Raw genomic sequence first — 22716 nt, forward strand, 5'->3', positions numbered from 1 at the left:
CGTCTTTAAAAAGCGGCCGCGTCACGGCCTCTTGCCGATCATCCAGACAAGGTAAGGCGCACCGGCGAAGGCCGCAAAAAGGCCGAGCGGCAGCTCGTAGGGGAAGGTTACGGTGCGGGCGCCGAGGTCGGCGATCACCATCAGCACAGCGCCAATCACAGCCGAGGCGACAAGGCGGCTGCCTGGCTTTTCGAAGCCGGCGCGGTGGGCGATGTGGGGAGCCATCAGGCCGACAAAACTCAAGGGGCCGACAAGCAGCGAGGCGGCAGCGGTCGCAATGCCTGCCGTCAGCACCATCATCATGCGGGCGCCGACCAACGGCAGGCCGAGGGCCAAGGCGGTGGGTGCTCCAAGCGGCAGGATTGTCAGCCACCGCGTGAAGATCAGGCCGATGATCAGGGTAAGAAGAGTAAGGGCGGCGAGGAACGCTGCAACGTCGGGCGTCGCCGCCGCAGCCGAGCCGCCAAGCCAGGCAAGAATCTGCCAGGCGCGCTGATCACCAACGGCAAGAAGAGCGCTGAGGATCGCCGAGCTGAAGGCGCTGACGGAAATACCTGCAAGCAGCAACCGCTCCGGCGGAAGATGCCGGCGGGCGGCAAAGAGCGCCACGAGCGCGAGCACGATGACCGCGCCACCGCCGGCCCCGAGGAAGAGTTCGAACGCGCCGGCACTGGCGGAGAAACTCAAGGCAACGGCATAACCGACACCGGCACCGCCGCTGACACCCAGCACCTCCGGGCTTGCCATCGGATTGCCGGTGAGGCGCTGCAGGATGGTGCCAGCCATGGCAAGCAGGCCGCCGGCGGCGGCCGACGCAACCAGTCGCGGCCAGCGGGCGGGAAAGAGCTCCCAGAAGAGATCGCCGCCAAGCAACATCCAACCGTCAGGCAGGCGAGCAATGCAGAGGGCCGCCCAGACGAGCGGCGGCAGGAGGCAAAGGATGAAGAGGAGCCGCGACAACGGCGCACGGGAAACGACGATGCTGTCGGGCGGTTGCGGCGGCTCGACGGCGCGCACCTGCGGCAGCAGCCAGATGAGCAGCGGGCCGCCGATCAGCGCCGTCACCGATCCCGTCGGGAAGGTTTCGCCGGCCGAGGCGGCAACGAGCTGGACGACGCCATCGCAGAACCAGAGCAAGAGGGCGCCGGCGACAGGCGACAGAAGCAGGATGCTGCGTGTCGTGCGGATACCCGCCAGACGCACCAGTGCCGGGGCGGCAAGACCGACAAAGCTGACGAGGCCGACGGCAGCGGCAACGCCGGCGCTCAACGCCACGGCAAGGCTGGCAACGGCTATGCGCGTGCCGGCGAGCGCGACACCCAGCGAGCGGGCACCGCTGTCGCCGAGGCCAAGCACGGTCAGCGGACGCAGCAACAGGAGGGTGACGGCGATGCCGAGCAGCAGCTCCAGACCAAGTGTTATCGTCGTCGACCAGTCCTGCTGGCTGAGCGAGCCACCGTTCCAGGTCACCAGCGACATCAGATATTCACCCTGCGAGAGCGTCATTGCCGCCGACAGCGCGCTGCAGGTGATGCCGACGAGAAGACCGGAAACCGCCATCGTGATGGGCTCGAAGCTGCGACGCCAACCGAGCAGGAAGACGAGAGCCATCGCCGCAGCGGCACCGGCAAGCGCGACGAAGGCGCGGTAGCCATCGAGCACTTCAGGAAAGAAGAGCGTCGCCGCGACGATTGCAAGCTGCGCGCCCGAGGAGACGCCGAGCGTCGAGGGATCGGCGATCGGGTTGCGCAGCAGGCGCTGCAAGAGGGCGCCGGCAAGACCGAGAGCGGCACCGGCCAGTATCACGACCGCTCCGCGCGGCAGAACGGCATAGGCGAAAATGATCTGCTGCGTCGTCATCCGCCCGGCATCGAAAGGCAGGGACGGCCAGTCGGCCAGAGGCAGATGGTTCAGCGCTGACCAAAGGAAGAGGCCGGCAGAGGCGGCAAGGGCCAGAAGTGCTGCTGATAATGCGGCGGGTCTCGTCACGGCATTTCCCCCGACGACAGCATCGCCGCCTGGAAGAGCCGCGTGAAGCGTGCGGCGGCGATGATGCCGCCATAGGGATTGATGTTGCCGAGCATCAGCACGCGGCCAGAGCGCACTGGCTGCAGCGATTGCCAGATCATGCTCTCCTTCAAGCCGTTGCGGGCCTCGACCGGGATATCGGAAATGATGACGATGCGGGCTTCGGGGTCGGCCGCGAGATTTTCGATCGGCACCGGCGCGGCAAACGTATAGCGGGAGCGGTCCGTCCAGGCATTCGGCAGGCCGAGACGGCCGAGGATATCGCCGAACATGCTGTCTGCGCCGAAGACACGCACATGCCTGGCATCGCCGATGTTGACGAGATAGGTCGGCCGGGACGCAAATGCCTGCAGGCTGAGGCGTGTCTCCTCGACGAGCGCTGCCTGTTGCTCCACCACAGCACGTGCTCGCTCCTCGAGGCCGAGTTCGCTGGCGAGCGCGGAGACGGCATCGATTGCCTTCTGATAGGGCGGCTCTCCCCTGTTGTAAAATGGCAGCGACAAGACAGGCGCGATCGCCCGGAAGCTTGCCTCGAACCTGACATAGAAGGGCGAAATCAGGATGAGGTCCGGGCGCAGCAGGCGCAGGAGTTCGAGGTTCGGCGATCCGCGCAGGCCGAGATCGGCAACCGAGGGATCGAGCACAGGTTCGACCGCATCCTTGCGGAACTGCACGAGTTCGGTCGCAGCGACCGGCATGACGCCGAGCGCGACCAGTGTCTCCAGCATAGCCCAGTCGATCGCCGCGATGCGCTTCGGTGTTTCCGCAAGGGTCTTTCCCGGAACGGCGAAGGCCGCCAGCAGGGCAAGCGCCCGCCGACGGCTGATGCCTCGTCCGTTTTCGTCTCGAAATTCACTCACCATTGAAAGGTCAGCTTGCCCATCACCGTTCTGCCATCGCCATAGGTGCAGCCGAAGGAGCTGCAGCTTGCAACATAGTCCTTGTCGGCAAGGTTCTTGAAGTTCAGCGAGGCGGTCACATTGTCCTTCTTGTAATGCACTGCTGCATCGAAGAGGGTCACGGCGTCAAGATCGAGCGTGTTCTTGATATCGCCGTAGCGCTGGCCGACATAACGCACGCCGCCGCCGAGACCGAAGCCTTCGAGCGCCGTATCCTCGGGGAAGGTGTAGTCGAGCCAGAGGCTTGCGGCATGCTCGGGCACATTGTCCGGGCGCTTGCCGTCGTCGATACCGCCGACGATTTCGGCCTGCATGTAGGTGTAGGCGGCGCGCAGGTCGAGGCCGTCTGTGAGACTGGCAACGCCCTCGAGTTCGATACCCTTGACATCGACTTCGCCGATCTGACCGGTTCTCGTCGTGCCATCCGGCAGAGCGTAAGTCGTCAGGACGTTCTCCTGCTTCAGGTCGTAGGCGGCGATGGTGAAGAAGCCGTTCCAGCCCTCCGGCTGATATTTGATGCCCACTTCCACCTGCTCGCCCGTCGTCGGCTGGAGAATGCCGCTCGTTGCGGAAACCGGCACCGGCTCGAAGGAGGTGGCGTAGCTGATATAGGGGGCGATGCCGCTATCGAAGACATAGCTGAGACCGGCCCGGCCCGTCAGCTTGTGATCGTCCTGATCGAGAGGACGTGAAATGCCCGTCAGCCGGTTCGTCGATGTCCCCTCGGTGCTTGCCCAGTCCTGCCGAAGCGCTGCCGTCGCACGCCAGTTCTCATAGGCAAGCTCGTCCTGGACGTAGAGGCCCACCTGCGTCATCTGCGAATCGACTTTTGTACTGAGCGTGCGCGCAATCAGGTTGACCGAGCCATAGACCGGATTGAAGGCATCGAGCGGCGTTGCGCGCCAGAACTGCGTGCCGACATTGTTGTCGTAATAGCGGTAGTCCAGTCCGAACAGCATCTTGTGCTGGATCTCGCCGGTATCGAATTCCGCAATCAGGTTGTTGTCGACGTTGAACGTGTTCAGCGACTCATCCTGGATCGTGGCATTGCGGTTGATCGTCCGCCCGCCCGTCAGGCCAGTCGTCGACATGCCGAGCGCCTGATAGTTCCAGTCGAAATTCTGGTAGCGAAGGTTCTGGCGGAAGGTCCAGGTATCATTCAGCCGATGCTCGAACTCATAACCGAGATTGGTGAGCGTCCGTGAGGACGTATCGAAGCTCTTGTCGCCGACGAAGAAATCCCGCGACAGGCGGTTGGTATCGGTCGCATTCAGCGTGAGCTGCGCCGGCAGGCCGGATGGCGTGCTCGGATTGTCGTGCTGGATGCTGGTCAGGATCGTCAGCCTGGTATCGTCGTCGGGCTGCCAGGTGAGCGCAGGCGCAATGAAATAGCGGTCATTGTCCAGTTCTTCGACCTGCGCCGACGCCGCTCTCGCAAGCCCCGTAAGGCGATAGGCGAAATCGGAATTGCCGGGAATGATATCGCCGAAGTCGAAATAGGTGCCGTAGGTATCGTAGCTGCCGGCCTGCACGCCGACTTCGCCGAAACGTTCGAAGACCGGCCGCTTGCTGATGAGATTGATCATGCCGCCGGGATTGCCCTGGCCATACATGACGGAAGCCGGGCCACGCAGCACTTCGATACGCTCGAGCTGATAGGGGTCGACCGCAGGCGCACCTGCCGTGCGCATCATCCGCAGCCCGTTCAGGAACTGCGCCTGGCGGCTGTCGAAACCGCGAATACGCGGTGAATCAAAGCGCGGATCGGCGCCGTAGGGTTCGCCGACGACGCCGGGTACATAGTCGAGCGCCTGGCCGACGGTTTCGGCATCCTGCGACTTCAGCTGATCGGCAGTCAGTACCGATATGGATTGCTGGGTTTCGAGAAGCGGTGTGCCGGTCTTGGTGGCCGTCGCACTCGTCCTGGCAACGAAGCCCCTTACCGGCGCTGTCGGGTCCTCGTCCTTGGCGCCGCTGATCACGATCGGGGCAAGCGTCGTCGGACCGGTATCCTGCGCGACCGCCGGAAACAGCGGCGCCAGAAGCGCGCTTGCCAGCGCTGTGGTGGAAGCAAATTTGAGGAGATGAAGAGAACCGGTCATTGGGGACTCGTTATATGCCGTAAAACTGGATTTTTTTAATCATGTTATTTTTCGGAGGTCCAATAAACGCGGCTCGAATTTTTCATAAGTCTGGATTATGAAATGCGCCCGATCTCATAGATTTGAATTCTTCCAGGAGAACATGATGGCGCTGAACGACCCCGGCTTCGAACTCCGGCACCTGCGATACTTCGTGAGCCTGGTCGAAGAGCGGAATTTCGAACGTGCGGCTGCCAGGCTCGGCATCGCCCAGCCGGGTCTCAGTCAGCAGATCAGGAGCCTTGAAAAGATTGTCGGCACACCGCTGCTCGATCGCAGCCGCCGGGGCGTGCAGCTGACGCATTCGGGCGAGACCCTATTTCAGGAGGCTAGGAAAGTGCTCGCCCAGACGGAAGCGACGGTTGCCGCCATCAACCGCGCCGGGCGCGGCGAAAGCGGACGCATCTCGATCGGCTATGTGGCGTCGGCCGCCTATTCCGGTGCCGTCGTCGGCTCTATCAGGGATTTCAAGCGCGACTATCCCTATGTCGAGGTCGAACTGCAGGAAATGGAACTGCGCCAGCAGTTGCAGCGCATTGCCGACGGCCTGCTCGATTTCGGCTATATCCGCGCACCGGCCCCGATCCCATCAGGTGTTTCCGTACAGGTCGTGCTGCGCGAACCGCTGGTCGCCATGATCCCCGACGGCCATGAATTCGCAGAGCGCCCGATCGATACGCTGGCTCGATTGACGCAGGAGACGTTCATCACTCCGCGCCAGCCGCCGGACGTCGGCTTTCACCGCAACACGCTACAGGCCTGCCGTGAGGCCGGCTTCGAACCAACCGTCGATGCGGTGGCGCACGACTTCACCGAAATCGCCGCCCTCGTCGGCATCGGCATGGGCATAGCGCTGGTGCCGCAATCGATGAGCCGCGTGGAACTGCCTGACATCTACTACAGGCCGCTCGGCAGCGTCGCTGTCACCTCGGACGTGGCGATCGCCTATCGCAGGGGCGAAGGCGCTCCGGCGGTCAAAGCCTTTATCGCCCGACATCGCGAGCACCAACCATCGCCTGGTAACTGATCGCCGGAATGCGATCACACAGGCTTCGGGTTCGGCGGCGCTGAGCGTCTATCCGCACGTCTTTGGCTGAAGACGAGGTATGCCAGGGCGCAGACGAAGATCGCAAGCAGCACCCATAGCTCACCGACATAGGTGATCCAGTGCTCCCCGATCCTGAGGCTCAGAACGCGGTCCATCAGAAACATCAGATCGATCGCGGAGGCCGACGGCAAGCCCACGATCCAGCCGAACGATGCGACGATCGGGATGCAGATGACCCCGGCGATCATCGCCGAGACAAACGCGCTGATGCCTGCAAGCCGCCAGGGAATGGTCAGCGCACCGTCGCGGTTCTCGTCCTCGCCCTTCCAGATAGAAAGGAAGATGATGAAGGCGAAGAAGAAGAGCATCGTTACGGGAGCCCTGAAGGACAATATGCCGAGGGAAAAGCCGACGGCCCAGAAATTGAAGCCGGCAAGAAGAACATCACGGGCCGCAAGCAACCACAGCAACCCGGCAAGCGTCCACAAGACACTCAAACCGGCATGCGCGCATCGCTTTGCGATCAATATCAGCATCGCGATAGCGTAGACGAACACGAGGAGGATACGGCCAAACAGGCCGAACATCAGAGCGACGGCGCCGCAGGTATCGGCGGCGCAGGCTGTCATCTTCACGGCCGCAAAGAGGAGAAGCGGAAAACCGACCGCAACGGCAATCCACAGGGCGGTGAACACACTGCTGTATATTGCGAAGTTCTTGCGGGTCATGATCTCTCCGTCGTCAGGAGAAATTGCCAGACAGCTCTTAAGGACGCGAGAAGCCGATCGGTAAAATGCTGGTGGCTCCCCCCAATATCAGTTCGGCCGAGATTGTCGAAGCTTCTGCAGCATGAACAATCGAACATGGCCCTCTCCACATTGCGCCGTTCGCCGCTTGTCGGTTGCGGTCCTTGCGCCATTGGTGCAGCCGATAAGAATTGGCCGCGGCCAACTCCGTTTCCTGTTCTCCATCAGTGCTTTCATCGGTCAGTCCTTTGCGCGTGGATTTATCCTCACCAGGGCGGATGGGACTGATGGATTGCCAATCTGGCTTCGGCTGCAACCGGCTCCATGACAATTGCACGACATAAATGGAACAAGGGTGGAAACGCTTGTAACCCGCCTGACATTGGCGGGCTCTAAAGAGGCGGCAAGAGTATTTGCCTGCCGCCGGAAAGGTGCCGCGGGCCCATCGGAGAGCGCCGGCATGAAAATCGTCCAGATCACCGACACGCATTTCAGCCCGTCGATACCGCATTTCAACGGCAACTGGCAGCCGCTTGCGGACTTCATCAACGGCAGCGGCGCCGATCTCGTCATCCATACCGGCGACCTCGCCGTCGATGGCGCCGACAAGGACGAGGACCTCACCTTCTGCATGGATCTGATGCGGCAGGTGAAGATCCCGATGCTGATCGTTCCCGGCAATCATGATGTCGGCCATCTTCCGGGTTCGCTCCAGCCCGTCGATGCGACAAGGCTTGCCCGCTGGCGCAGCCTCGTAGGCCCCGATTACTGGCTCGAGGATGCCGGCAACTGGCGCCTGATCGGCCTCGACAGCCTGCTGATGGGCATGGAAAACGACGAGCAGGAAACGCAGTTTGAATGGCTCGAAAGAGCACTTGCCACACGCGCCGGCCGGCGCGTTGCAATGTTTGCCCATAAGCCGCTCTTTGTCGACACGCCTGATGAAGGCGACACCGGCTACTGGAGCATCCGCCCGGCACAGCGCCAGAGGCTCTATGATCTGATCGCTGCCCATGACGTCGCGCTTTATGCCAGCGGCCACCTGCACTGGGCCTGGAAAGGCCGCTTCAACGACACCTCACTCGTCTGGGGTCCAGCGGCCTCCTTCATTATCGGCACGATGGAGCGCGAGATGCCGGGCGAGAAGCTCATCGGCGCCGTGCTTCACGATCTCGGCGATGATGTCACGAGCGAGATTGTCGCCGTATCGGGCATGAAGGCGCATGTGCTCGATGACGTCGTGGCCGAAGTCTATCCGCACGAGGCCCACAAGGTGCAAAAGGAGCCGGCGCAATGAGTGCGCTCTCCCTTTCGGCCATCAGGAAATCCTATGGCGATAACGCCATCCTGAAGAATATCAGCCTCGACGTCGAGCCAGGCGAATTCATCGCCCTCGTCGGCCCCTCGGGCTGCGGCAAGAGTACGCTTCTACGTATCCTTGCCGGTCTCGATCATGCCGATAGCGGAGAGATCGTCATCGGCGGGCGGGAAATGTCCGACGTGGCGGCGGCCGACCGCAACATCGCCATGGTCTTCCAGTCCTACGCGCTCTATCCGCACCTGACGGCCGGCCAGAACATCGCCGTGCCGCTTGCCATGCGGCGCTTGAGCCGTGTGCAGCGCCTGCCCTTCCTCGGCCCGGTCATGCCCGGCTACCGCGCCATTCGTTCCGGCATTTCCAAGGACGTGCAGGAGACGGCAAAGGCCCTGAAGATCGATCATCTCCTGGAACGCAAGCCCGGCCAGATGTCGGGCGGCCAGCGGCAGCGCGTGGCCCTCGCCCGCGCCATGGTGCGCCATCCGAGCGTCTTCCTCATGGACGAGCCGCTGTCCAACCTTGACGCCAACCTGCGCGTCCACGCGCGCGGCGAGATCGTGGAGCTGCATCGCCGCGCCGGCGTGCCGACCGTCTATGTCACCCACGATCAGGCCGAGGCGCTCTCCATGGCCGACCGGGTCGCCGTGATGATCGGCGGCGAGCTGCTGCAGCTGGCGGCACCCCAGGTCATCTATGAAGATCCCGCCCATATCGAAGTCGCCCGCTTCGTCGGCCAGCCGCGCATCAATCTCCTGCCGGCGCGCGCCGAGCACGGAACAGTCGCCTTCGGCGATATCCGACTGGCGCTGGAAGAGACCAATCCCGCCGGTTCCGAGGTAACGGTCGGCATCCGTCCGGAATTCGTGCGGCTTGCCGCCGAGGGCGAGACCTCGCTTCCCGCCCGCATCGAGCGCCTCGAATTCCTCGGGTCAGAGATGATCCTGTTCTGCCGGCTGAATGCGATCGGCGAGACCGTGCTTGCCAAGCTTGCGCCAGCTGATGCCGCAGGCCTTGCCGCCGGAATGACGGTTGCCCTCTCCTTCCAGCCCGACAAGGCGATGGTCTTTGCAGCCGATGGTCGTCGTCTGCGCACCAACGCCCTTCCTGCCGATACCGCCAGGGAGAAGGCTCATGGCTAGTATCGCTGCCGGCGAGATCCGCCCGGTCGCATCGGCGGTAAAGCATGAGCGGCGCGAGGCGCAGACCGCATGGTTGCTGGCAACGCCTGCAATCGTCCTCATCGTACTCTTCGTGCTGCTGCCGATCGTCGCCGTGCTCGTCCTCGGCTTTACCGATTTCGAGCTTGGCGCCGGCAAGTTCCGCTTCGTCGGCTTCGAGAACTATGCAGAGCTGTTCACGGACCGCACCTTTCGCAAGTCGCTGTGGAACACGACGGTCTATACCGCGATCGTCGCGCCCGTTTCGATCCTGCTCGGCCTCGGAGTCGCCATGCTGATCGAGAGCGAGGGCTGGGGAAAGAGCTTCTTCCGCACCGCCTATTTCCTGCCCGTCGTCTCGCTGATCGTCGCCATGGCGACCGTCTGGCAATATCTCTTCCACCCGACCATCGGCCCGCTCAATGCGCTGATCGGTCTCGCCGGCCTGCCGAAGCCAAATTGGCTCGGCTCCTCGGCAACGGCACTTTACAGCCTCTCCATCATCGGCGTCTGGCAGACGGTTGGCTTCAACATGGTACTGTTCCTCGCCGGCCTCACCGCGATCCCGCGCGAGCTTTATGCCGCCGCCGAGATCGACGGCGCCAAGTCCCCGCTCGACCGTTTCATGCTCGTCACCTGGCCGATGCTCGGGCCGACGGCGCTCTTCGTCACCACGATCAGCGTCATCAATGCGGTCAAGACCTTCGAGACGGTGAAGACGCTGACGGATGGCGGCCCGAACCACGCTTCCGAAGTGCTGCTCTTCACCATCTACCAGGAGGGCTTCGTCTACATGAAGGTCGGTTATGCCTCGGCCATGACGGTCGTCTTCCTCGCCATCCTCGTGGTCATGATGTTCCTGCAATACCGCTTCCTCGACCGGCGGGTGCACTATTCATGAAGACGCGCTCTCGTTTCACCCTCGGCCGGTTGATCCGCCTTGCCTTGCTTCTTCTCGGCGCGATCGTCTTCCTCGCGCCCTATATCTTCATGATCTCGGCAGCCGGCAAATCGCAGGACGATATCTTCACGGCAGCGCTCTCGCTGATCCCGACACATTTTTTCTACGTGCAGAATTTTACCAAGGCTCTCGATAAGGTGGCGATGGGCACGCTGCTCTGGAACGGCTTCGTCGTCTGCGCGCTGATCTTCGTCTTTCAGGTGCTGGTCGCCATCCCCTGCGCCTATGCCATGGCGAAGCTGAAATTCCGCGCCGCCAGGCTGATGATGGTGCTGGTGCTGCTCGGCCTCTTGGTGCCGATCCATGCCACGGCCCTGCCGCTCTATGTCGCCTTCGACGGCCTGTCGCTGCTCAACGGCTATACGGCGCTGGTCGCCCCTTTCACCATCTCGGTCTTTGCGATCTTCCTGTTCCTGCAATTCTTCCGCGCCATGCCCGATGACCTGATCCATGCCGCCCGCCTCGACGGCATGTCCGAACTCGGCATCGTCTCGCGCGTCATCGTGCCGAATGCCTGGCCGGCGGTCACGGCCTTCGCGATCATTTCGGTCGTCGCCCACTGGAACGACCTTTACTGGCCGCTGATCGTCATCTCGAGGCCCGGCTATGCCACGCCGCCGCTTGGCCTGATGAACTTCCGCGCCGCGGAAGCCGGCGACGACTACGGCGCACTGATGGCGGCCACCATCATCATCACCATTCCCCTCGTTGCAGCCTTCCTGTTCGCACAGAAACGCTTTGTCGAGGGCATCACCATGACCGGTCTCAAAGGCTGACCGGCTGAACCCAGGAGAACGAGCGATGAAGCATTTCACCCAGTTCCTCGCAGCAGCGGCTCTGTCCGTGGCGGCAGCCCTGCCTGCCCACGCTGAAACGACGCTGACGATCCACTACCCGATGCCGGGTTTCTTCAAGGACGTGATGGACACGATCTCGAAGAAGTTCATGGAAGAAAACCCCGATATCAAGATTCAGTTCGCCGCGCCTTCGGCGACCTATGAAGACGGCATCCAGCTGATCCTGCGCCAGGCCGGCACGTCCGAAATGCCCGACGTCACCTTCATCGGCCTGAACCGCCTGCGCATGCTGAACGAGCGCAATGTCGCCGTCGACATGACACCGCTGGTCCAGAAGGAAGGCAACATGGCCAAGCAGGGCTTCTCGGACACGATCCTGAAGCTCGCCCAGGTCAAGGGCAAGCAGGTTGGCCTCGCTTTCGCCACCTCCAACCCGATCATGTATTACAATGCCGATCTCGTGAAGGCGGCCGGCGGCAATCCCGACACCCCGCCGAAGACCTGGGACGAAGTCATCGCGCTCGCCGGCAAGATCAAGGCGCTCGGCAACGGCGTCGATGGCATGGACTTCCGTTGGCAGGGCGACGACTGGATGTTCTCGGCCCTCCTCTTCGGCGCTGGCGGCAAGATGCTGAGCGACGACGAGCAGAAGGTCACCTTCAACGGTCCTGAGGGACAGAAGGCCGTCGAACTGATCAGCCGCTTCGTCAAGGAAGGCGGCATGCCGGTTTTCACCAAGGCAGCGGGCGAACAGGCCTTTGCAGCCGGCAAGGTCGGCTTCGAATTCCAGACGACGGGCGCGCTCGTCAACACGATCAAGAATGTCGGCGCCAAGTTCGACCTGCGCACCGCCCAGATCCCGCTGATCGACCGTGAAAAGGGCCACCTGCCGACCGGCGGCAACGCCGTCGTCACCCTCGCCAAGGATCCGGCCAAGCAGGAAGCAGCCTGGAAGTTCGCCAAGTTCGCCGCCGGCCCATATGGCGCCTCGGTCGTCGTTCCCGGCACCGGCTACGTGCCGAATAACGAGCTTGCCGCCAAGTCGGCCGAATATCTCGGCGACTTCTACAAGAAGAACCCGCTCTTCCAGGCCGGCCTCAGCCAGATGCCGCGCATGATCCCCTGGTATGCCTTCCCCGGCACCAACGGCGTCAAGGTCACCCAGACGATCGTCGACAACCTGTCGCGCATCGTCGATGGCTCGGCTGAGCCGAAGGAAGCCCTCGACGACGCAGCCTCAGACGTCGAAGGCATGCTGCCGCGCAGCTGATTTTTGTAATGGGTCGCGGGCTCAAGCGGCCCGCGGTCTCGATCCGGAACCGTCGCATCCCATAAGGGGTGCGGCGGTTTCTTCTTTCTGGAGGTTCCGCACCGTGCCGCCGGGGCGCAAGGCATGCGACAATTCCAGGTGTCTCAACGGAGCGTTATTCTCGACGATATCGAGCAGCAGCGATGCCGCCGTCGCGCCCATGCTGAGATCCGGCATTTCGATCGAGGTCAAAGTCGGATTGATGAGCTTGCCGATGGCGATGCCATCGAAGCCGGCAACCGAGATATCCTCGGGCACCCGCAGGCCCTCGCGATTGACGGCGCCGATGACACCGAGCGCGATCAGGTCGTTTGAGCCGATAATGGCGGTCGGCGCGAATGTCCGCAGGGCCTCGCCGAGATCCATCTGGTCGTAACCGCTGACGAAGGGCACCTCTATGGCCTCGAGCGGGGAGACACCGGCCGCCGCCATCGTCTGCAGATAACCGCGGTAGCGCAGGAGCGCGCGGTCAGACGCCTTGAAGCTGCCCGAGACATAGAGGATCCGCCGGTGCCCCATGCAGAGAAGATGTTCGGTCAACCGGCAGCCGGCCGCATAATTGTTGACGGTGACGGCAGCCGGATATCGGGCCGTCGGGGAGCTGCCGAGCAGCACCGTCGGCGGCAGGTCCTGTGCCAGCGCCGGGCTCGTCTCGCCATTGCAAACCGTCAGGATCAACCCGGTCGGCCGCTCGCCGAGCAACCCTGCCACGGCATCGGCCTCCTGATCGGGATCGTAATTCGATTGCGCAATGAGGACGCTGTGGCCGGCGACCAGCATGCGGTTCTGGATGCCTGAGAGCGACGAGGCAAAGACCGGATTGGTGACGCTCGGCACCAGCACGCCGATAACAGGACGGCGGCCGCTGCGGGCCGAAGGCGTGGCCGCCCGATAACCGACTTCTGCCGCCGCACGGCGTACGCGAAGGGCGGCGGCCCGGCTGACGGGACCGCTGAGGTTCAGCACCCGGCTTGCCGTCGCCATGGAACATCCTGCCCTCAGCGCAACCTGCTTCAACGTCGTCATCGCCGTCCGTCCGTTTCCGTTGAGGTTTGCAGGCTCTTACGGGCCGATTGTCATGAAATGATGACGGACCAGGGCCGGGTCTCAACCCCGCTTGGGCTTAAGGCCGAGGATTTGCCGCACGCCGTCCTTGGTGAAGGGCTGCGTCAGTTGGCTGACGAAGCCGGGAGCGATCTGACCCTTGATGCCGATATCGGTCGAGGATGGGCGATCGGGGTTGAAATAGGTGCCGAACAGCTGGTCGAACAGCACGACATTCTCGCCGTAATTAGTATTGCCTTCGCGCAGATCCTTCGAATGGTGCCAGCGGTGCAGCCGGGGCGTCGAGAAGACGAAATCGAAAAGGCCGGTCCGCATGTCGACGTTGCAATGGGTCAGGATACCGATGAAGGCCGTGACGGCGCCGAGCCACCAGAAGACCTGCAGCGGGGCTCCGAGCAGGTAGAGCGGGATCTGGCTCAGCGCGATCTTGAACAGGGAATCGATGACGTGGAACCGGCCGGTATTGATGACCCAGAGGCGGGTGACGCTGTGATGCAGCGCGTGAAAGCGCCAGAAGAACAGCCGTTCATGCGCGATGCGGTGCGCCCAGTAGAGGCCGAACTCGGCAATGATGACGGCGAGGGTCGCCTGGAAAATCATCGGCCAGGATGACGGCCAGAGACTGAACTGCATGGCGGCGAGCGGCTGCAGCAGGCCTGCGGCGAGCATCGGAAAGATCGCCGCCGCGAGTGCTGCCAGCTGCACCAGCCCCTTGGTCAGAACCGTATGGGCGATATCGTTGGCCGTTTCGCCATCCGCCTGCAGCCAGCGCTGCTCATAGGGAATGATGCGTTCGAGCAGGAAGAGAAGCAGGACCGCGCCCGCATAGACCGCCGAAAAGCCAACCATCGGCCGGTCGCCAGCGAAGGCGAAATAGGCGCCGGTTAGGCCGGAGAAAAACACCAGCGGCCAAGATAGATAGGCAAGAATGTACCTCGCGGCTGCGGCAGCTTTCGACGTCAATGTCATGTCCCCTCAGGAGCTCGCCGGCCTCGAGCGCGTTACCCAATTCTTCCCTCGATCACGCGCCGCCCTCGCTGCACGGATCGATCAGGTAACGCCCCGCCCGGTGTTCCCGCCACTCATGCCATTGATCGCGGCAGAATGCACGCCCGAGTCTGCATGGCTGCGCCGAAGATCCGATAGAGTTCAGCAAATCTGGATGATCGGCAATCGTATCAGTCGTCACCAGATTGGCAGTATTTTTTGCAGTCTTGTCACTGCGAGCGCGAACATAAACTTCCAAGGCTCGCGCTACGTCAATTTGACGTGGGGGACCAACCGATTGCCAAATTGATTGACGTTAACCTTTGATTAACCATGGCTCCCTAGCCTTCAGGAGACGCAGCAACACTCTCCCGTAGCTTTGTAGGAGGCCAAAATGTCGCTCGTAACCGTGCCCGGGAAGATCCGCCTTTGCGGCACTCATGCTGTTCTCATCATGGCGGAAGGAAACCTGCATCAGGCCGTATGCATCGCGGGCGATGCTCTTCCTTCCTCTACTGGTGATATGACCCAGGGTCTCATCGAGAGGCTCGACCTGTACGAGGGTATCGCCGACCGCAAGTTCATGGACGGCGAACTGGCATTTGATGGACGGGTCTGGATTACCTCATCGGACATCGATCTGCTGCCACCGCAAAACCGGCTTTGACAACTGCTGGCTCGCTCATTCCACCAGATCGCCGTCCCTAATTTCGCAGATTAACCCATTAATTAGCAATCGCTTGCGTGAGCGGGCGATGATGTTAGTTTCACCGCACGATGAGGGCTGCGTATGACGATTGAAGAGCTGATCGATTTGCAGGAAGCGGGTTCTCGAGCTCGAGTGCTCGGATTGAAGGTGCACGAGAACCCATATCTCGAAGCTCACAGGATACCCATTGATGACACCAGCGCCCTCGGCGATTGGCTTGCGCGACATGACGCCTGGAAATTCGGTTGGGAAGCAGAACACGCCAGCCGCGAAGGGCGCATTGCTACTCACGTCAAGGAACTGATTTCGTTTTCCGGACGGCCTGCACTCGGCGCGTGATAATGTTGCGGGTCGTGCGCCAATGGCGAGTTCGCTCTCTTTTCTCGGCATCATAGCTGCGCAGCATCGAATTTCACTCAAGTGTTCAAAATCACCGAACTCAGCACAGGTTGGCTTGACGGAAGCCTGACAGGCCGGGCGATCGGCTTGACCAGAAAATCCCTTTGAACTTGAGGGCCGGATACGCCCCTCAGTTATCAGAGAACGAGGTCTCAGCCACGCATTCGTGTCTTGAGACTGTCGCCGGCCTTTGCCAGATTGGCGGCATCGGCTTGAAGGCTGCTTCAATAAAATCAAAGGGATTGGCCCATGAAACGCGAAACTGAAATCACGACGGCTGAGGGCGTTGTCAGGGCGTCGATTTTCCGCCCCGAGGGCAGCGAGGGCAAGCTCCTGCCCGGCATTCTCTACTACATGGATGCGCTCGGACCGCGTGAGGCGACCGATATCATGGGCAGGCGTCTGGCCAATGCCGGTTATATCGTGCTTGCTCCCGATCTCTTCTACCGTTTCGGCTCCTACGGCCCCTTCGACGGCTCCTCCTTCGGTAATGAGACCGCACGTGCCGAGATCATGAAGATGATCCGCGAGACGACGCAAGAGATGACGAAGCGCGACAGCGCAGCCTTCCTCGACGCCCTGGAGGCCGAAGGCGTTTCCGGTCCGGTCGGTGCCGTCGGTTATTGCATGGGCGGCGGCCGGGCTCTGACGGCAGCGGCCACTTATGCCGACAGGATCGCGGCTGCCGCAAGCTTCCACGGCGGCAATCTCGCGAGCGAAGCGCCTGACAGCCCGCATCGCCTCGCTAGTAAGATAAGGGCACGCGTCTATGTCGGCGTTGCCGGCGTCGATGGCAGCTTTCCGCCCGAACAATCCGCACGGCTTGCCGAAGCGCTCCGCACCGGCGGCGTCGACCACATCATCGAGAACTATGTCGGCATGTCGCATGGCTGGACGGTTCCCGACCGCGGCGAGACCTACAGCGAAAAGGGCTCCGAGCGACACTGGAAGCGCCTGCTCGAACTTTTTTCGGAAACGCTCGGCTGAGATCGGCGAGCGCGACCACCCGGTCTCGAGCGGGTTCTTGATCATTGCCATTGAGTATTCAGGCTTTGCTGGCGTGAAGTCGTGATCATGCGCACGTTATACACAGGCGGGAGGGCGACATTAACCCATTGGCTTTCAAGGGAAATTATCTCGCTGCGTTGAGACAGCGCCCTTGGCCATCAGTTTGCCATGATGCGCCCTACCCTCGCACGCGTTTGCCCCAACGAGAATTGGATTGATGATCAACTTCACGAAATCTGCCATCGGCATTCTGCTTGCCCTCGGCACCGCAGCCTCCACCTCGAGCATCGCGTCAGCGCAATATTACGACGGTTATGACAGAGGCCCGCCACCGCGCTTCGAGTCTGACAGGGATTGGGGCCGGCCTCCTTCGCCGCCCGGTTGGGGTCGTCCGCCGCGCGGCGGCTGCGATCCCCGATGGGCAGAGGACAAGGCGCGTGATTTCGGCTTCCGCCGCGCTCGCGTCGTCGACGTCACGCCACGGCGCGTGATCGTTCAGGGCTGGACGCGTCGGGGTCCCGACGAGATCAGCTTTGCCAACGTTCGCGGCTGCCCGACGCTGCGATAACGGCTTCCGGCGGATACGAGATGCCCTCGGTCGTAAGACCTGACCGAGGGCGTTTCATGTTACTATAGAGACTCAAGGAACTTTTTTGTCCGCCGTTGTTTTAAACAGCATGATCAAATCCATGCTCGTATTCGGCTTCATATCGCTTTCAATCTTCGGTGTCGGCAACGCCCAGCAATTTGCGGCCGAGACCATCAATAACGCCTCGATCGACGAAATCTCCCCAGCTCCCCCGAGCGGGCGATCAGCATCGCCAGTTCCCGCCATCATCCATCTCCAGGTTCTGCTTGATCGAGCCGGGTCATCGCCCGGAGTGATTGACGGTTTCTACGGCGACAACGTCGTGAAGGCGATTGCGGGCTTCGAGATCATGCAGTCGCTCCCAGTCGATGGAAAGCCCGACCCGCAGATGCTCGCCCGGCTCCCCGACGATCGAAAGGTCATCGGACCCTACGTGATTGAACAGGATGATGCCGCCGATCTCGTCGACGAGATTCCGAAAGATTATGCCAAACAAGCCAGGATGACGCATCTCGGCTACACCAGCGTCGCCGAGCGGCTGTCTGAGCGATTCCATATGGATATCGACCTGCTCAAGACACTGAACCCCGGCGCTCAGTTCGTCCCGGGCGAAACAGTCTCGGTGGCAATCATTGGTGCGCCAAGAACGGGGAAGGTCAAGCGTATCGAGGCTCACAGGAAAAGCGGTGAGGTGCTGGCCTTTGCGGGCGACGGATCCGTTCTTGCAGTCTACCCGGCGACGATCGGCAGCGACGACAACCCCTCACCTGCGGGCCGGCACAAGATAAACGGCGTCGCCCGCGAGCCCAAATATACCTATAACCCCAAAGTGAATTTTCAGCAGGGTCATAACAGGAAGCTCCTGCAATTGCCGAGTGGCCCTAATAACCCCGTCGGGACGGTATGGATTGACCTCTCCGAACCGACCTACGGTATCCACGGATCGCCAGAGCCATCCTTGATCGACAAGGCCGGTTCGCACGGCTGCGTGCGGCTGACGAACTGGGATGTCGAGGAACTTGCTGGCATGGTGAAGCCCGGCGTCATCGTGAACTTCGTCGACTAAGCGATCTTCATATACGGCGGTCGCGCCGACCTCGCTCTATCTCGATGCGGCTACTGTTATCCCTGGCGAGGGTCAGCCTTGACAACAGACAGCCGGACGAATGCCTGAAGCTGGAAGGAAAGAGGCCCGGCACACAACACACCATCGATTACGCCGCCGTATTGGCCTCGGCTGCGCTGAGTGCAAGATCGGTCACCTCGCCGGTCGAGGCGTAACCGGAGACGAGCTCGGCAAGCATCAGCCGGGCGGCAGGTATGTCGTTACGGTCGAGAGCCGCATCAAGAACCTTCAGGCGTTTGGAAAGCTCCGGCCAGAAGAGAAAATCCTCGCGCGCCTTCATGATACGCGGATGCTGCGTCGTCTCGGGATTATCGCCGATCAAGAGTTCCTCGTAGAGCTTCTCGCCGGGCCTAAGACCCGTGACTGAGAGCTCGATGTCGCCGTCGGGATTATCGTCGCTGCGCACCGTTAGACCCGAAAGATCAATCATCCGGCGCGCCAAATCGGCGATGCGCACCGGCTCGCCCATGTCGAGCAGGAGGACATCCCCGCCATCGGCCATGGCGCCCGCCTGGATGACGAGCTGCGAGGCTTCCGAGATCGTCATGAAGTAGCGGGTGATATCAGGATGTGTCAGTGTCACTGGCCCGCCATCTTTGATCTGCTGACGAAACAACGGCACGACTGACCCTGAGGAACCAAGCACGTTGCCGAAGCGCACCATGGAGAAATTGGTGTGCGTGCCGATTTCCTTTTTAGCCGACAGCGCCTGTAGCACCATTTCGGCAAGGCGCTTGCTGGCGCCCATCACATTGGTCGGACGGACGGCTTTGTCGGTGCTGATCAGCACGAAATTCGACACGCCGTATTTCTCCGCTGCCTGTGCGGTTATCAGCGTGCCCATAACATTGTTCTTGATGCCTTCGACAGCATTCTGTTCAACGAGTGGCACATGCTTGTAGGCGGCCGCGTGATAAAGCGTCTGCGGCCGCCAGCTCATGATGATGTGCTCCATGCGGTCGCGGTCACGCACCGAACAGAGGATCGGCACGATCTGCACCTTTTGTTGATAAAGCTCCGAAAACTTCAACAACTCCCCGTGGATCGCATAGAGGGCGTATTCGTTCTGATCGACGAGGATGAGATGCGTCGGGCCGCACCGCAGGATCTGGCGGCATAGCTCGCTACCGATCGAGCCACCGGCGCCCGTCACCATCACCACCTTGCCAAGTGTGGCCTTGTCGAGTAGCTCCTGGCGCGGCGCCACGGCCTCGCGTCCGAGCAGATCCTCGATTTCGAGTTCGCGAATGTCGGAAACGGCGATGCGACCCTGCGCAAGGGCGGTCAGATCCGGCAGCGTGCGCACGTTCACTCGCGCCTTGCGGATCTGCTCGAGGATCTCGTTGCGGCGCTGGCGCGATACGGAGGGCAGAGCCAGGAGCACGTTGTGAACATTCAGCGTCTGCACGAGTTCGGTCAGGTCGGTGGGATCATATATCGACAGGCCGCCCATGATGCCGCCCTTGAGCTTCGGGTCATCATCAAGATAACCAACGACGTTGAGCTCGGCGCTGTTGGTCAGCGCAGCGGCAAGTTGCCGACCTGAACTGCCCGCACCATAGATCAATACCTTAGCCATTGCACCCTGGTGCAGGATACGCTGATAGGTATCGCCGAGCCAATAACGGATGCCGAGGCGCGAGAGGCCGATTGCGATCAGAAGAAGTAACGGCTGCAGAATGCCGACCGTGCGCGGTATGCCTGGAACACTGAGGGCGGTGAAGATGGTTGCGAAGGCAACGCCATAGATCGCTATCGCTTTCAGGACTGCTAGGAATGCAGCAATGCCGGCATAACGAAAGATCGCCCGATACATGCCCATGACGATGAAGATCGGCAGCGCCAGGCACAGTGACACGAAAACGGCAAGCCACTGCACGCCCGTGAGGATCGTCCACTCATTCAAGCGGAAACAATAGGCGAGCCAGATAGTGAGGACACAGAAGCTGGAATCGACGACAAGCGCAAGAATGCGTTTGGCTGGACGCGGCATCGCCAAGAGCGGCCCCACCAGATCCTGCATCGACAACCAGAGCCGGCTGGTCTTTGATCCTTCGTTTGAAGGGTCTTCATGCATGTTTATACTGCCCACCCATCATTCCAGCCTGACTTCTTCTTGTCCTTTTCGATTTGATGTGCAACCAAAATAATCGGTGGTCGCGCACGCAATCTGTTTATAACCTCAGGTCGTAGCCTCAATGCGCTATGCCCTTCCTGCTCAATACTTTGTCAACGGTCATCGCCAGGATGCGGATGTCCATCAAGAAGGAGCGGCGCTGCAGATATTCAACATCGAACTTCACCTTTTCGGGGATCGGCAGTTCGTCACGCCCATTGACCTGCGCCCAACCTGTCAGCCCCGGTAGAAGCGCATCGACACCTTCGGCTGTGCGCAATTTGATCAAATCGTTCTGGTTATAGAGCGCGGGCCGCGGGCCGACGAAGCTCATCTCGCCCTTCAGGATACACCAGAGCTGCGGTAGTTCGTCGAGGCTCGACTTGCGCAGAAATGCTCCGATCGGCGTCAGATAGCGGGAGGGGTCGTCGAGCAGATGTGTGGCGACCGTCGGCGTATCAATCCGCATACTGCGAAATTTCGGCATTCGGAAGATCTGGTTGCGACGCCCAACGCGATTTGACCAGTAGATCGCCGGTCCCGGAGAGGTCATGCGCACCCAAAGCGCGACGATCACGATCGGTACGATGAGGAACACGCCGGCGACCACCACTAGGAAAATATCCGCTCCCCGCTTCAAGCCAGCCCTCGCTCTTTTGTACATGCGGCCTCCATCGGCCGGCCTTGCCCTATCGTCTCCACACAATTCACGTCAACGAACCTTTTTGCCTTACAGCGCATTTATCATTGTTTCTCAGACATTTGCGGCAACAATTGCGTCACTTCCTTCAAAACATTTCATCACCTAAGTCACTGAAATCACAGTTAGTTCGCGCGCTTGCGGAAATGAATCCGCCGATCATTTCCGACACCTGCCCTCTCATGTCCTAGAGGCATTCCGGAGAAACACCTAAATCCTTGGAGTAGTTGTCGAGAAATCATCTCCATCGAAATAAGGTCAATGATGCTCGTAATCCTCGTTGCTCAGACAATTCATGCCCTCCGTGCAACCGGGCTATTCTGCCGTACCAGCGCCATCAGCATTGGGCCTAGCGAGAACTCTCCTCGCGCTCCCTTGCGGGTAAGGTCACGCAGATAGCCGCCCGGCGAGTTGATATGGTTTGCTCGTTCCAGCATGCAGGCAATTACGACAGCCGCATGTTCCCGACCGAGGCTTTCGCAAGCGGCCTGATAGGTCTCTGACGTGATCCCCAGCATGGACCGTACGGCGACGGCAGCGGTCACGAAATCTCGCCAGCCCCTGATCGATCCTCCCTGAGCGTAATCGCTGATTTGCGGGCAAGCCTGCAGAATGAGGGCAAGAGGAAATATTTTCTGAGGTCCGTTTGGTTGAACCATCCCGGTCGTAACCCGCAGTGTTTCCGCCTGCGCCGTCGGTAAGGATTCTAATTCAAGAGAGTCTATATCTGAATTCTGTATGTGCGGTTCGTTTTGGACCACACTGGCGCTCAATTTTTTGAAATTATCGAAGTTCGTCAGCAGATTGACGATGTCGGTGCGAAGGGTTTCGAGGTTCAGGCGAATACTGTCGAGATCGGAAGCCGATGCGTTGCGGGGAAGGTATGCGAGGTGATGTACATAAGCAGCCTCGATGTCGTCCCAATTACCGGGAACACCGTCCTCGATTGCGGCATCAATCAGTTTGCGGACATCGCGGCGGCAGATCGTCAGCCGCTCGCGCGCGCGCCGGAGTGCCGTCCGGTCGGCTTCGATCCTTTGAGCCATGGCAGCCAGTTCTTCGCTGCGGGCAAGAAGCGGCGCCAGGCTGAAGCCATAGGCATCCTCAAGTTCACCGGATGTTTTCCGGCGGGCAAAACGTTTCCCATTGGCGCTGTCCTTGCGGATGATCAGCCCGGCGTCGACAAGAGCCGCCAGATGCCGACGCAGCGTGGTGACTGCAATGCCGTGTGCCCGCACGATCAGCTGCCGGTTGGATGGAAAGACAACCATGCTCGCCTCACCGGAGAGATGGTTTTCGGGATAGAAGGAGAGAAGGGCATTCAGCACAGCGAGTGTGCGGTCGGAAATGTCGAGCAGCGGACGTGCTTCGCAGACGTCGCGAAACACCTTCCACTTGTCGACGGACTTATCTGGTTTAATTGATTCGGCCTGAAGCTGACCTCTCATCAAGGCAAGCGACATTGGCCGCCGCCCGAAAGGCGTCGTCACAAATCCCGTATCCATCGTGGTTCACCTTATACAAAGGCAAATCATCAGCGCCCGCCAAAACGGCGTTCAAAAACCTTGACAGCGATTCCGGGAAGTGCGATTCTCTAGGTGCTAAACGAGAGA

At 61.0% G+C, this 22716-nt stretch carries 21 protein-coding genes; 11 read left to right on the top strand and 10 right to left on the bottom strand.

The genetic code is table 11. From position 1 onward, the window contains the following. Nucleotides 1-21: 21 nt before the first annotated feature. The 3 genes from fhuB to LVY75_09415 are packed head-to-tail and all read right to left on the bottom strand — an operon-like array spanning nucleotide 22 to nucleotide 5029. Nucleotides 22-1989, bottom strand: a complete 1968-nt coding sequence (gene fhuB, locus LVY75_09405) for a Fe(3+)-hydroxamate ABC transporter permease FhuB (protein ID XAZ20324.1) — start codon at nucleotides 1987-1989, stop codon at nucleotides 22-24. Continuing rightward, nucleotides 1986-2891, bottom strand: a complete 906-nt coding sequence (locus LVY75_09410; GenBank protein XAZ20325.1) for an iron-siderophore ABC transporter substrate-binding protein — start codon at nucleotides 2889-2891, stop codon at nucleotides 1986-1988. Before LVY75_09410 ends, fhuB begins: the two co-directional genes overlap by 4 nt. Next, complete coding sequence (locus LVY75_09415; GenBank protein XAZ20326.1) at nucleotides 2885-5029, bottom strand: TonB-dependent siderophore receptor; 2145 nt, start codon at nucleotides 5027-5029, stop codon at nucleotides 2885-2887. Before LVY75_09415 ends, LVY75_09410 begins: the two co-directional genes overlap by 7 nt. Nucleotides 5030-5174: 145 nt before the next feature. Here LVY75_09415 and LVY75_09420 point away from each other — a divergent pair, with 145 nt between their 5' ends. Continuing rightward, nucleotides 5175-6095, top strand: a complete 921-nt coding sequence (locus LVY75_09420; protein ID XAZ21377.1) for a LysR substrate-binding domain-containing protein — start codon at nucleotides 5175-5177, stop codon at nucleotides 6093-6095. Between the two features lie 14 nt (nucleotides 6096-6109). Here LVY75_09420 and LVY75_09425 read toward each other — a convergent pair whose 3' ends face one another. Both LVY75_09425 and LVY75_09430 read right to left on the bottom strand, forming a co-directional pair. Then, a complete protein-coding gene (locus LVY75_09425; GenBank protein XAZ20327.1) occupies nucleotides 6110-6844 on the bottom strand; it encodes a hypothetical protein in 735 nt (244 codons plus the stop codon). A gap of 37 nt (nucleotides 6845-6881) precedes the next feature. Next, a complete protein-coding gene (locus LVY75_09430) occupies nucleotides 6882-7352 on the bottom strand; it encodes a hypothetical protein (protein XAZ20328.1) in 471 nt (156 codons plus the stop codon). On the opposite strand from LVY75_09430, the gene LVY75_09435 reads away from it, so the two are divergent. Genes LVY75_09435 through LVY75_09455 form a run of 5 tightly spaced genes read left to right on the top strand, consistent with a single transcriptional unit; the run spans nucleotide 7323 to nucleotide 12365 of the window. After that, nucleotides 7323-8159, top strand: a complete 837-nt coding sequence (locus LVY75_09435; protein ID XAZ20329.1) for a metallophosphoesterase — start codon at nucleotides 7323-7325, stop codon at nucleotides 8157-8159. The two genes, LVY75_09430 and LVY75_09435, sit on opposite strands and share 30 nt — an antisense overlap. Continuing rightward, the gene (locus LVY75_09440; protein XAZ20330.1) at nucleotides 8156-9319 is read left to right on the top strand and encodes an ABC transporter ATP-binding protein; all 1164 of its coding nucleotides are present in this window, start codon (nucleotides 8156-8158) and stop codon (nucleotides 9317-9319) included. The genes LVY75_09435 and LVY75_09440 overlap by 4 nt, the downstream gene beginning before the upstream one ends. Further along, complete coding sequence (locus tag LVY75_09445) at nucleotides 9312-10238, top strand: sugar ABC transporter permease (GenBank protein XAZ20331.1); 927 nt, start codon at nucleotides 9312-9314, stop codon at nucleotides 10236-10238. Before LVY75_09440 ends, LVY75_09445 begins: the two co-directional genes overlap by 8 nt. Next, nucleotides 10235-11074, top strand: coding sequence for a carbohydrate ABC transporter permease (locus tag LVY75_09450; protein ID XAZ20332.1), 840 nt, complete (start codon nucleotides 10235-10237; stop codon nucleotides 11072-11074). Before LVY75_09445 ends, LVY75_09450 begins: the two co-directional genes overlap by 4 nt. A gap of 25 nt (nucleotides 11075-11099) precedes the next feature. Continuing rightward, complete coding sequence (locus LVY75_09455; GenBank protein XAZ20333.1) at nucleotides 11100-12365, top strand: ABC transporter substrate-binding protein; 1266 nt, start codon at nucleotides 11100-11102, stop codon at nucleotides 12363-12365. A 21-nt stretch (nucleotides 12366-12386) separates the two neighbouring features. On the opposite strand, the gene LVY75_09460 is transcribed toward LVY75_09455, so the two are convergent. Both LVY75_09460 and LVY75_09465 read right to left on the bottom strand, forming a co-directional pair. After that, on the bottom strand, nucleotides 12387-13430 hold the full coding sequence (locus LVY75_09460; GenBank protein ID XAZ20334.1) for a substrate-binding domain-containing protein: 1044 nt from the start codon (nucleotides 13428-13430) through the stop codon (nucleotides 12387-12389). 81 nt (nucleotides 13431-13511) lie between these two features. After that, nucleotides 13512-14438, bottom strand: coding sequence for a sterol desaturase family protein (locus LVY75_09465; protein XAZ20335.1), 927 nt, complete (start codon nucleotides 14436-14438; stop codon nucleotides 13512-13514). A gap of 412 nt (nucleotides 14439-14850) precedes the next feature. Between LVY75_09465 and LVY75_09470 the strand changes: the two genes are divergently transcribed. The 5 genes from LVY75_09470 (at nucleotide 14851) to LVY75_09490 (ending at nucleotide 18227) form a co-directional block, all read left to right on the top strand. Continuing rightward, nucleotides 14851-15123: a hypothetical protein gene (locus LVY75_09470; protein XAZ20336.1), complete on the top strand. Its 273-nt coding sequence runs from the start codon at nucleotides 14851-14853 to the stop codon at nucleotides 15121-15123. Nucleotides 15124-15246: 123 nt separating this feature from the next. Then, nucleotides 15247-15504, top strand: coding sequence for a hypothetical protein (locus LVY75_09475; protein ID XAZ20337.1), 258 nt, complete (start codon nucleotides 15247-15249; stop codon nucleotides 15502-15504). A gap of 309 nt (nucleotides 15505-15813) precedes the next feature. Continuing rightward, nucleotides 15814-16551, top strand: coding sequence for a dienelactone hydrolase family protein (locus tag LVY75_09480; protein ID XAZ20338.1), 738 nt, complete (start codon nucleotides 15814-15816; stop codon nucleotides 16549-16551). Nucleotides 16552-16789: 238 nt separating this feature from the next. After that, complete coding sequence (locus tag LVY75_09485; GenBank protein XAZ20339.1) at nucleotides 16790-17140, top strand: hypothetical protein; 351 nt, start codon at nucleotides 16790-16792, stop codon at nucleotides 17138-17140. Nucleotides 17141-17249: 109 nt separating this feature from the next. Further along, the gene (locus LVY75_09490) at nucleotides 17250-18227 is read left to right on the top strand and encodes a L,D-transpeptidase (protein XAZ21378.1); all 978 of its coding nucleotides are present in this window, start codon (nucleotides 17250-17252) and stop codon (nucleotides 18225-18227) included. 148 nt (nucleotides 18228-18375) lie between these two features. On the opposite strand, the gene LVY75_09495 is transcribed toward LVY75_09490, so the two are convergent. The 3 genes from LVY75_09495 to LVY75_09505 form a co-directional block, all read right to left on the bottom strand. Next, on the bottom strand, nucleotides 18376-20364 hold the full coding sequence (locus LVY75_09495) for a polysaccharide biosynthesis protein (protein ID XAZ21379.1): 1989 nt from the start codon (nucleotides 20362-20364) through the stop codon (nucleotides 18376-18378). Between the two features lie 118 nt (nucleotides 20365-20482). Further along, nucleotides 20483-21067 (bottom strand): sugar transferase, encoded by a 585-nt coding sequence (locus tag LVY75_09500; GenBank protein XAZ20340.1) that lies wholly within the window; start codon nucleotides 21065-21067, stop codon nucleotides 20483-20485. Between the two features lie 329 nt (nucleotides 21068-21396). Beyond that, on the bottom strand, nucleotides 21397-22608 hold the full coding sequence (locus LVY75_09505) for a replication initiation protein RepC (protein XAZ20341.1): 1212 nt from the start codon (nucleotides 22606-22608) through the stop codon (nucleotides 21397-21399). Between the last annotated feature and the right edge of the window lie 108 nt (nucleotides 22609-22716).

The sequence above is a fragment of the Sinorhizobium sp. B11 genome, assembly GCA_039725955.1.
Classification (GTDB): Bacteria; Pseudomonadota; Alphaproteobacteria; order Rhizobiales; family Rhizobiaceae; genus Rhizobium.

Coding starts and splice junctions, on each gene's coding strand:
- LVY75_09490 (XAZ21378.1), top strand. CDS start 17,250: ATGATCAAATCCATGCTCGTATTCGGCTTCATATCGCTTTCAATCTTC.
- LVY75_09425 (XAZ20327.1), bottom strand. CDS start 6,844: ATGACCCGCAAGAACTTCGCAATATACAGCAGTGTGTTCACCGCCCTG.
- LVY75_09450 (XAZ20332.1), top strand. CDS start 10,235: ATGAAGACGCGCTCTCGTTTCACCCTCGGCCGGTTGATCCGCCTTGCC.
- LVY75_09410 (XAZ20325.1), bottom strand. CDS start 2,891: ATGGTGAGTGAATTTCGAGACGAAAACGGACGAGGCATCAGCCGTCGG.
- LVY75_09415 (XAZ20326.1), bottom strand. CDS start 5,029: ATGACCGGTTCTCTTCATCTCCTCAAATTTGCTTCCACCACAGCGCTG.
- LVY75_09465 (XAZ20335.1), bottom strand. CDS start 14,438: ATGACATTGACGTCGAAAGCTGCCGCAGCCGCGAGGTACATTCTTGCC.
- LVY75_09430 (XAZ20328.1), bottom strand. CDS start 7,352: ATGCGTGTCGGTGATCTGGACGATTTTCATGCCGGCGCTCTCCGATGG.
- LVY75_09440 (XAZ20330.1), top strand. CDS start 8,156: ATGAGTGCGCTCTCCCTTTCGGCCATCAGGAAATCCTATGGCGATAAC.
- LVY75_09470 (XAZ20336.1), top strand. CDS start 14,851: ATGTCGCTCGTAACCGTGCCCGGGAAGATCCGCCTTTGCGGCACTCAT.
- LVY75_09475 (XAZ20337.1), top strand. CDS start 15,247: ATGACGATTGAAGAGCTGATCGATTTGCAGGAAGCGGGTTCTCGAGCT.
- LVY75_09500 (XAZ20340.1), bottom strand. CDS start 21,067: ATGTACAAAAGAGCGAGGGCTGGCTTGAAGCGGGGAGCGGATATTTTC.
- LVY75_09485 (XAZ20339.1), top strand. CDS start 16,790: ATGATCAACTTCACGAAATCTGCCATCGGCATTCTGCTTGCCCTCGGC.
- LVY75_09420 (XAZ21377.1), top strand. CDS start 5,175: ATGGCGCTGAACGACCCCGGCTTCGAACTCCGGCACCTGCGATACTTC.
- LVY75_09505 (XAZ20341.1), bottom strand. CDS start 22,608: ATGGATACGGGATTTGTGACGACGCCTTTCGGGCGGCGGCCAATGTCG.
- LVY75_09460 (XAZ20334.1), bottom strand. CDS start 13,430: ATGACGACGTTGAAGCAGGTTGCGCTGAGGGCAGGATGTTCCATGGCG.
- LVY75_09435 (XAZ20329.1), top strand. CDS start 7,323: ATGAAAATCGTCCAGATCACCGACACGCATTTCAGCCCGTCGATACCG.
- LVY75_09455 (XAZ20333.1), top strand. CDS start 11,100: ATGAAGCATTTCACCCAGTTCCTCGCAGCAGCGGCTCTGTCCGTGGCG.
- LVY75_09445 (XAZ20331.1), top strand. CDS start 9,312: ATGGCTAGTATCGCTGCCGGCGAGATCCGCCCGGTCGCATCGGCGGTA.
- LVY75_09480 (XAZ20338.1), top strand. CDS start 15,814: ATGAAACGCGAAACTGAAATCACGACGGCTGAGGGCGTTGTCAGGGCG.
- LVY75_09495 (XAZ21379.1), bottom strand. CDS start 20,364: ATGCATGAAGACCCTTCAAACGAAGGATCAAAGACCAGCCGGCTCTGG.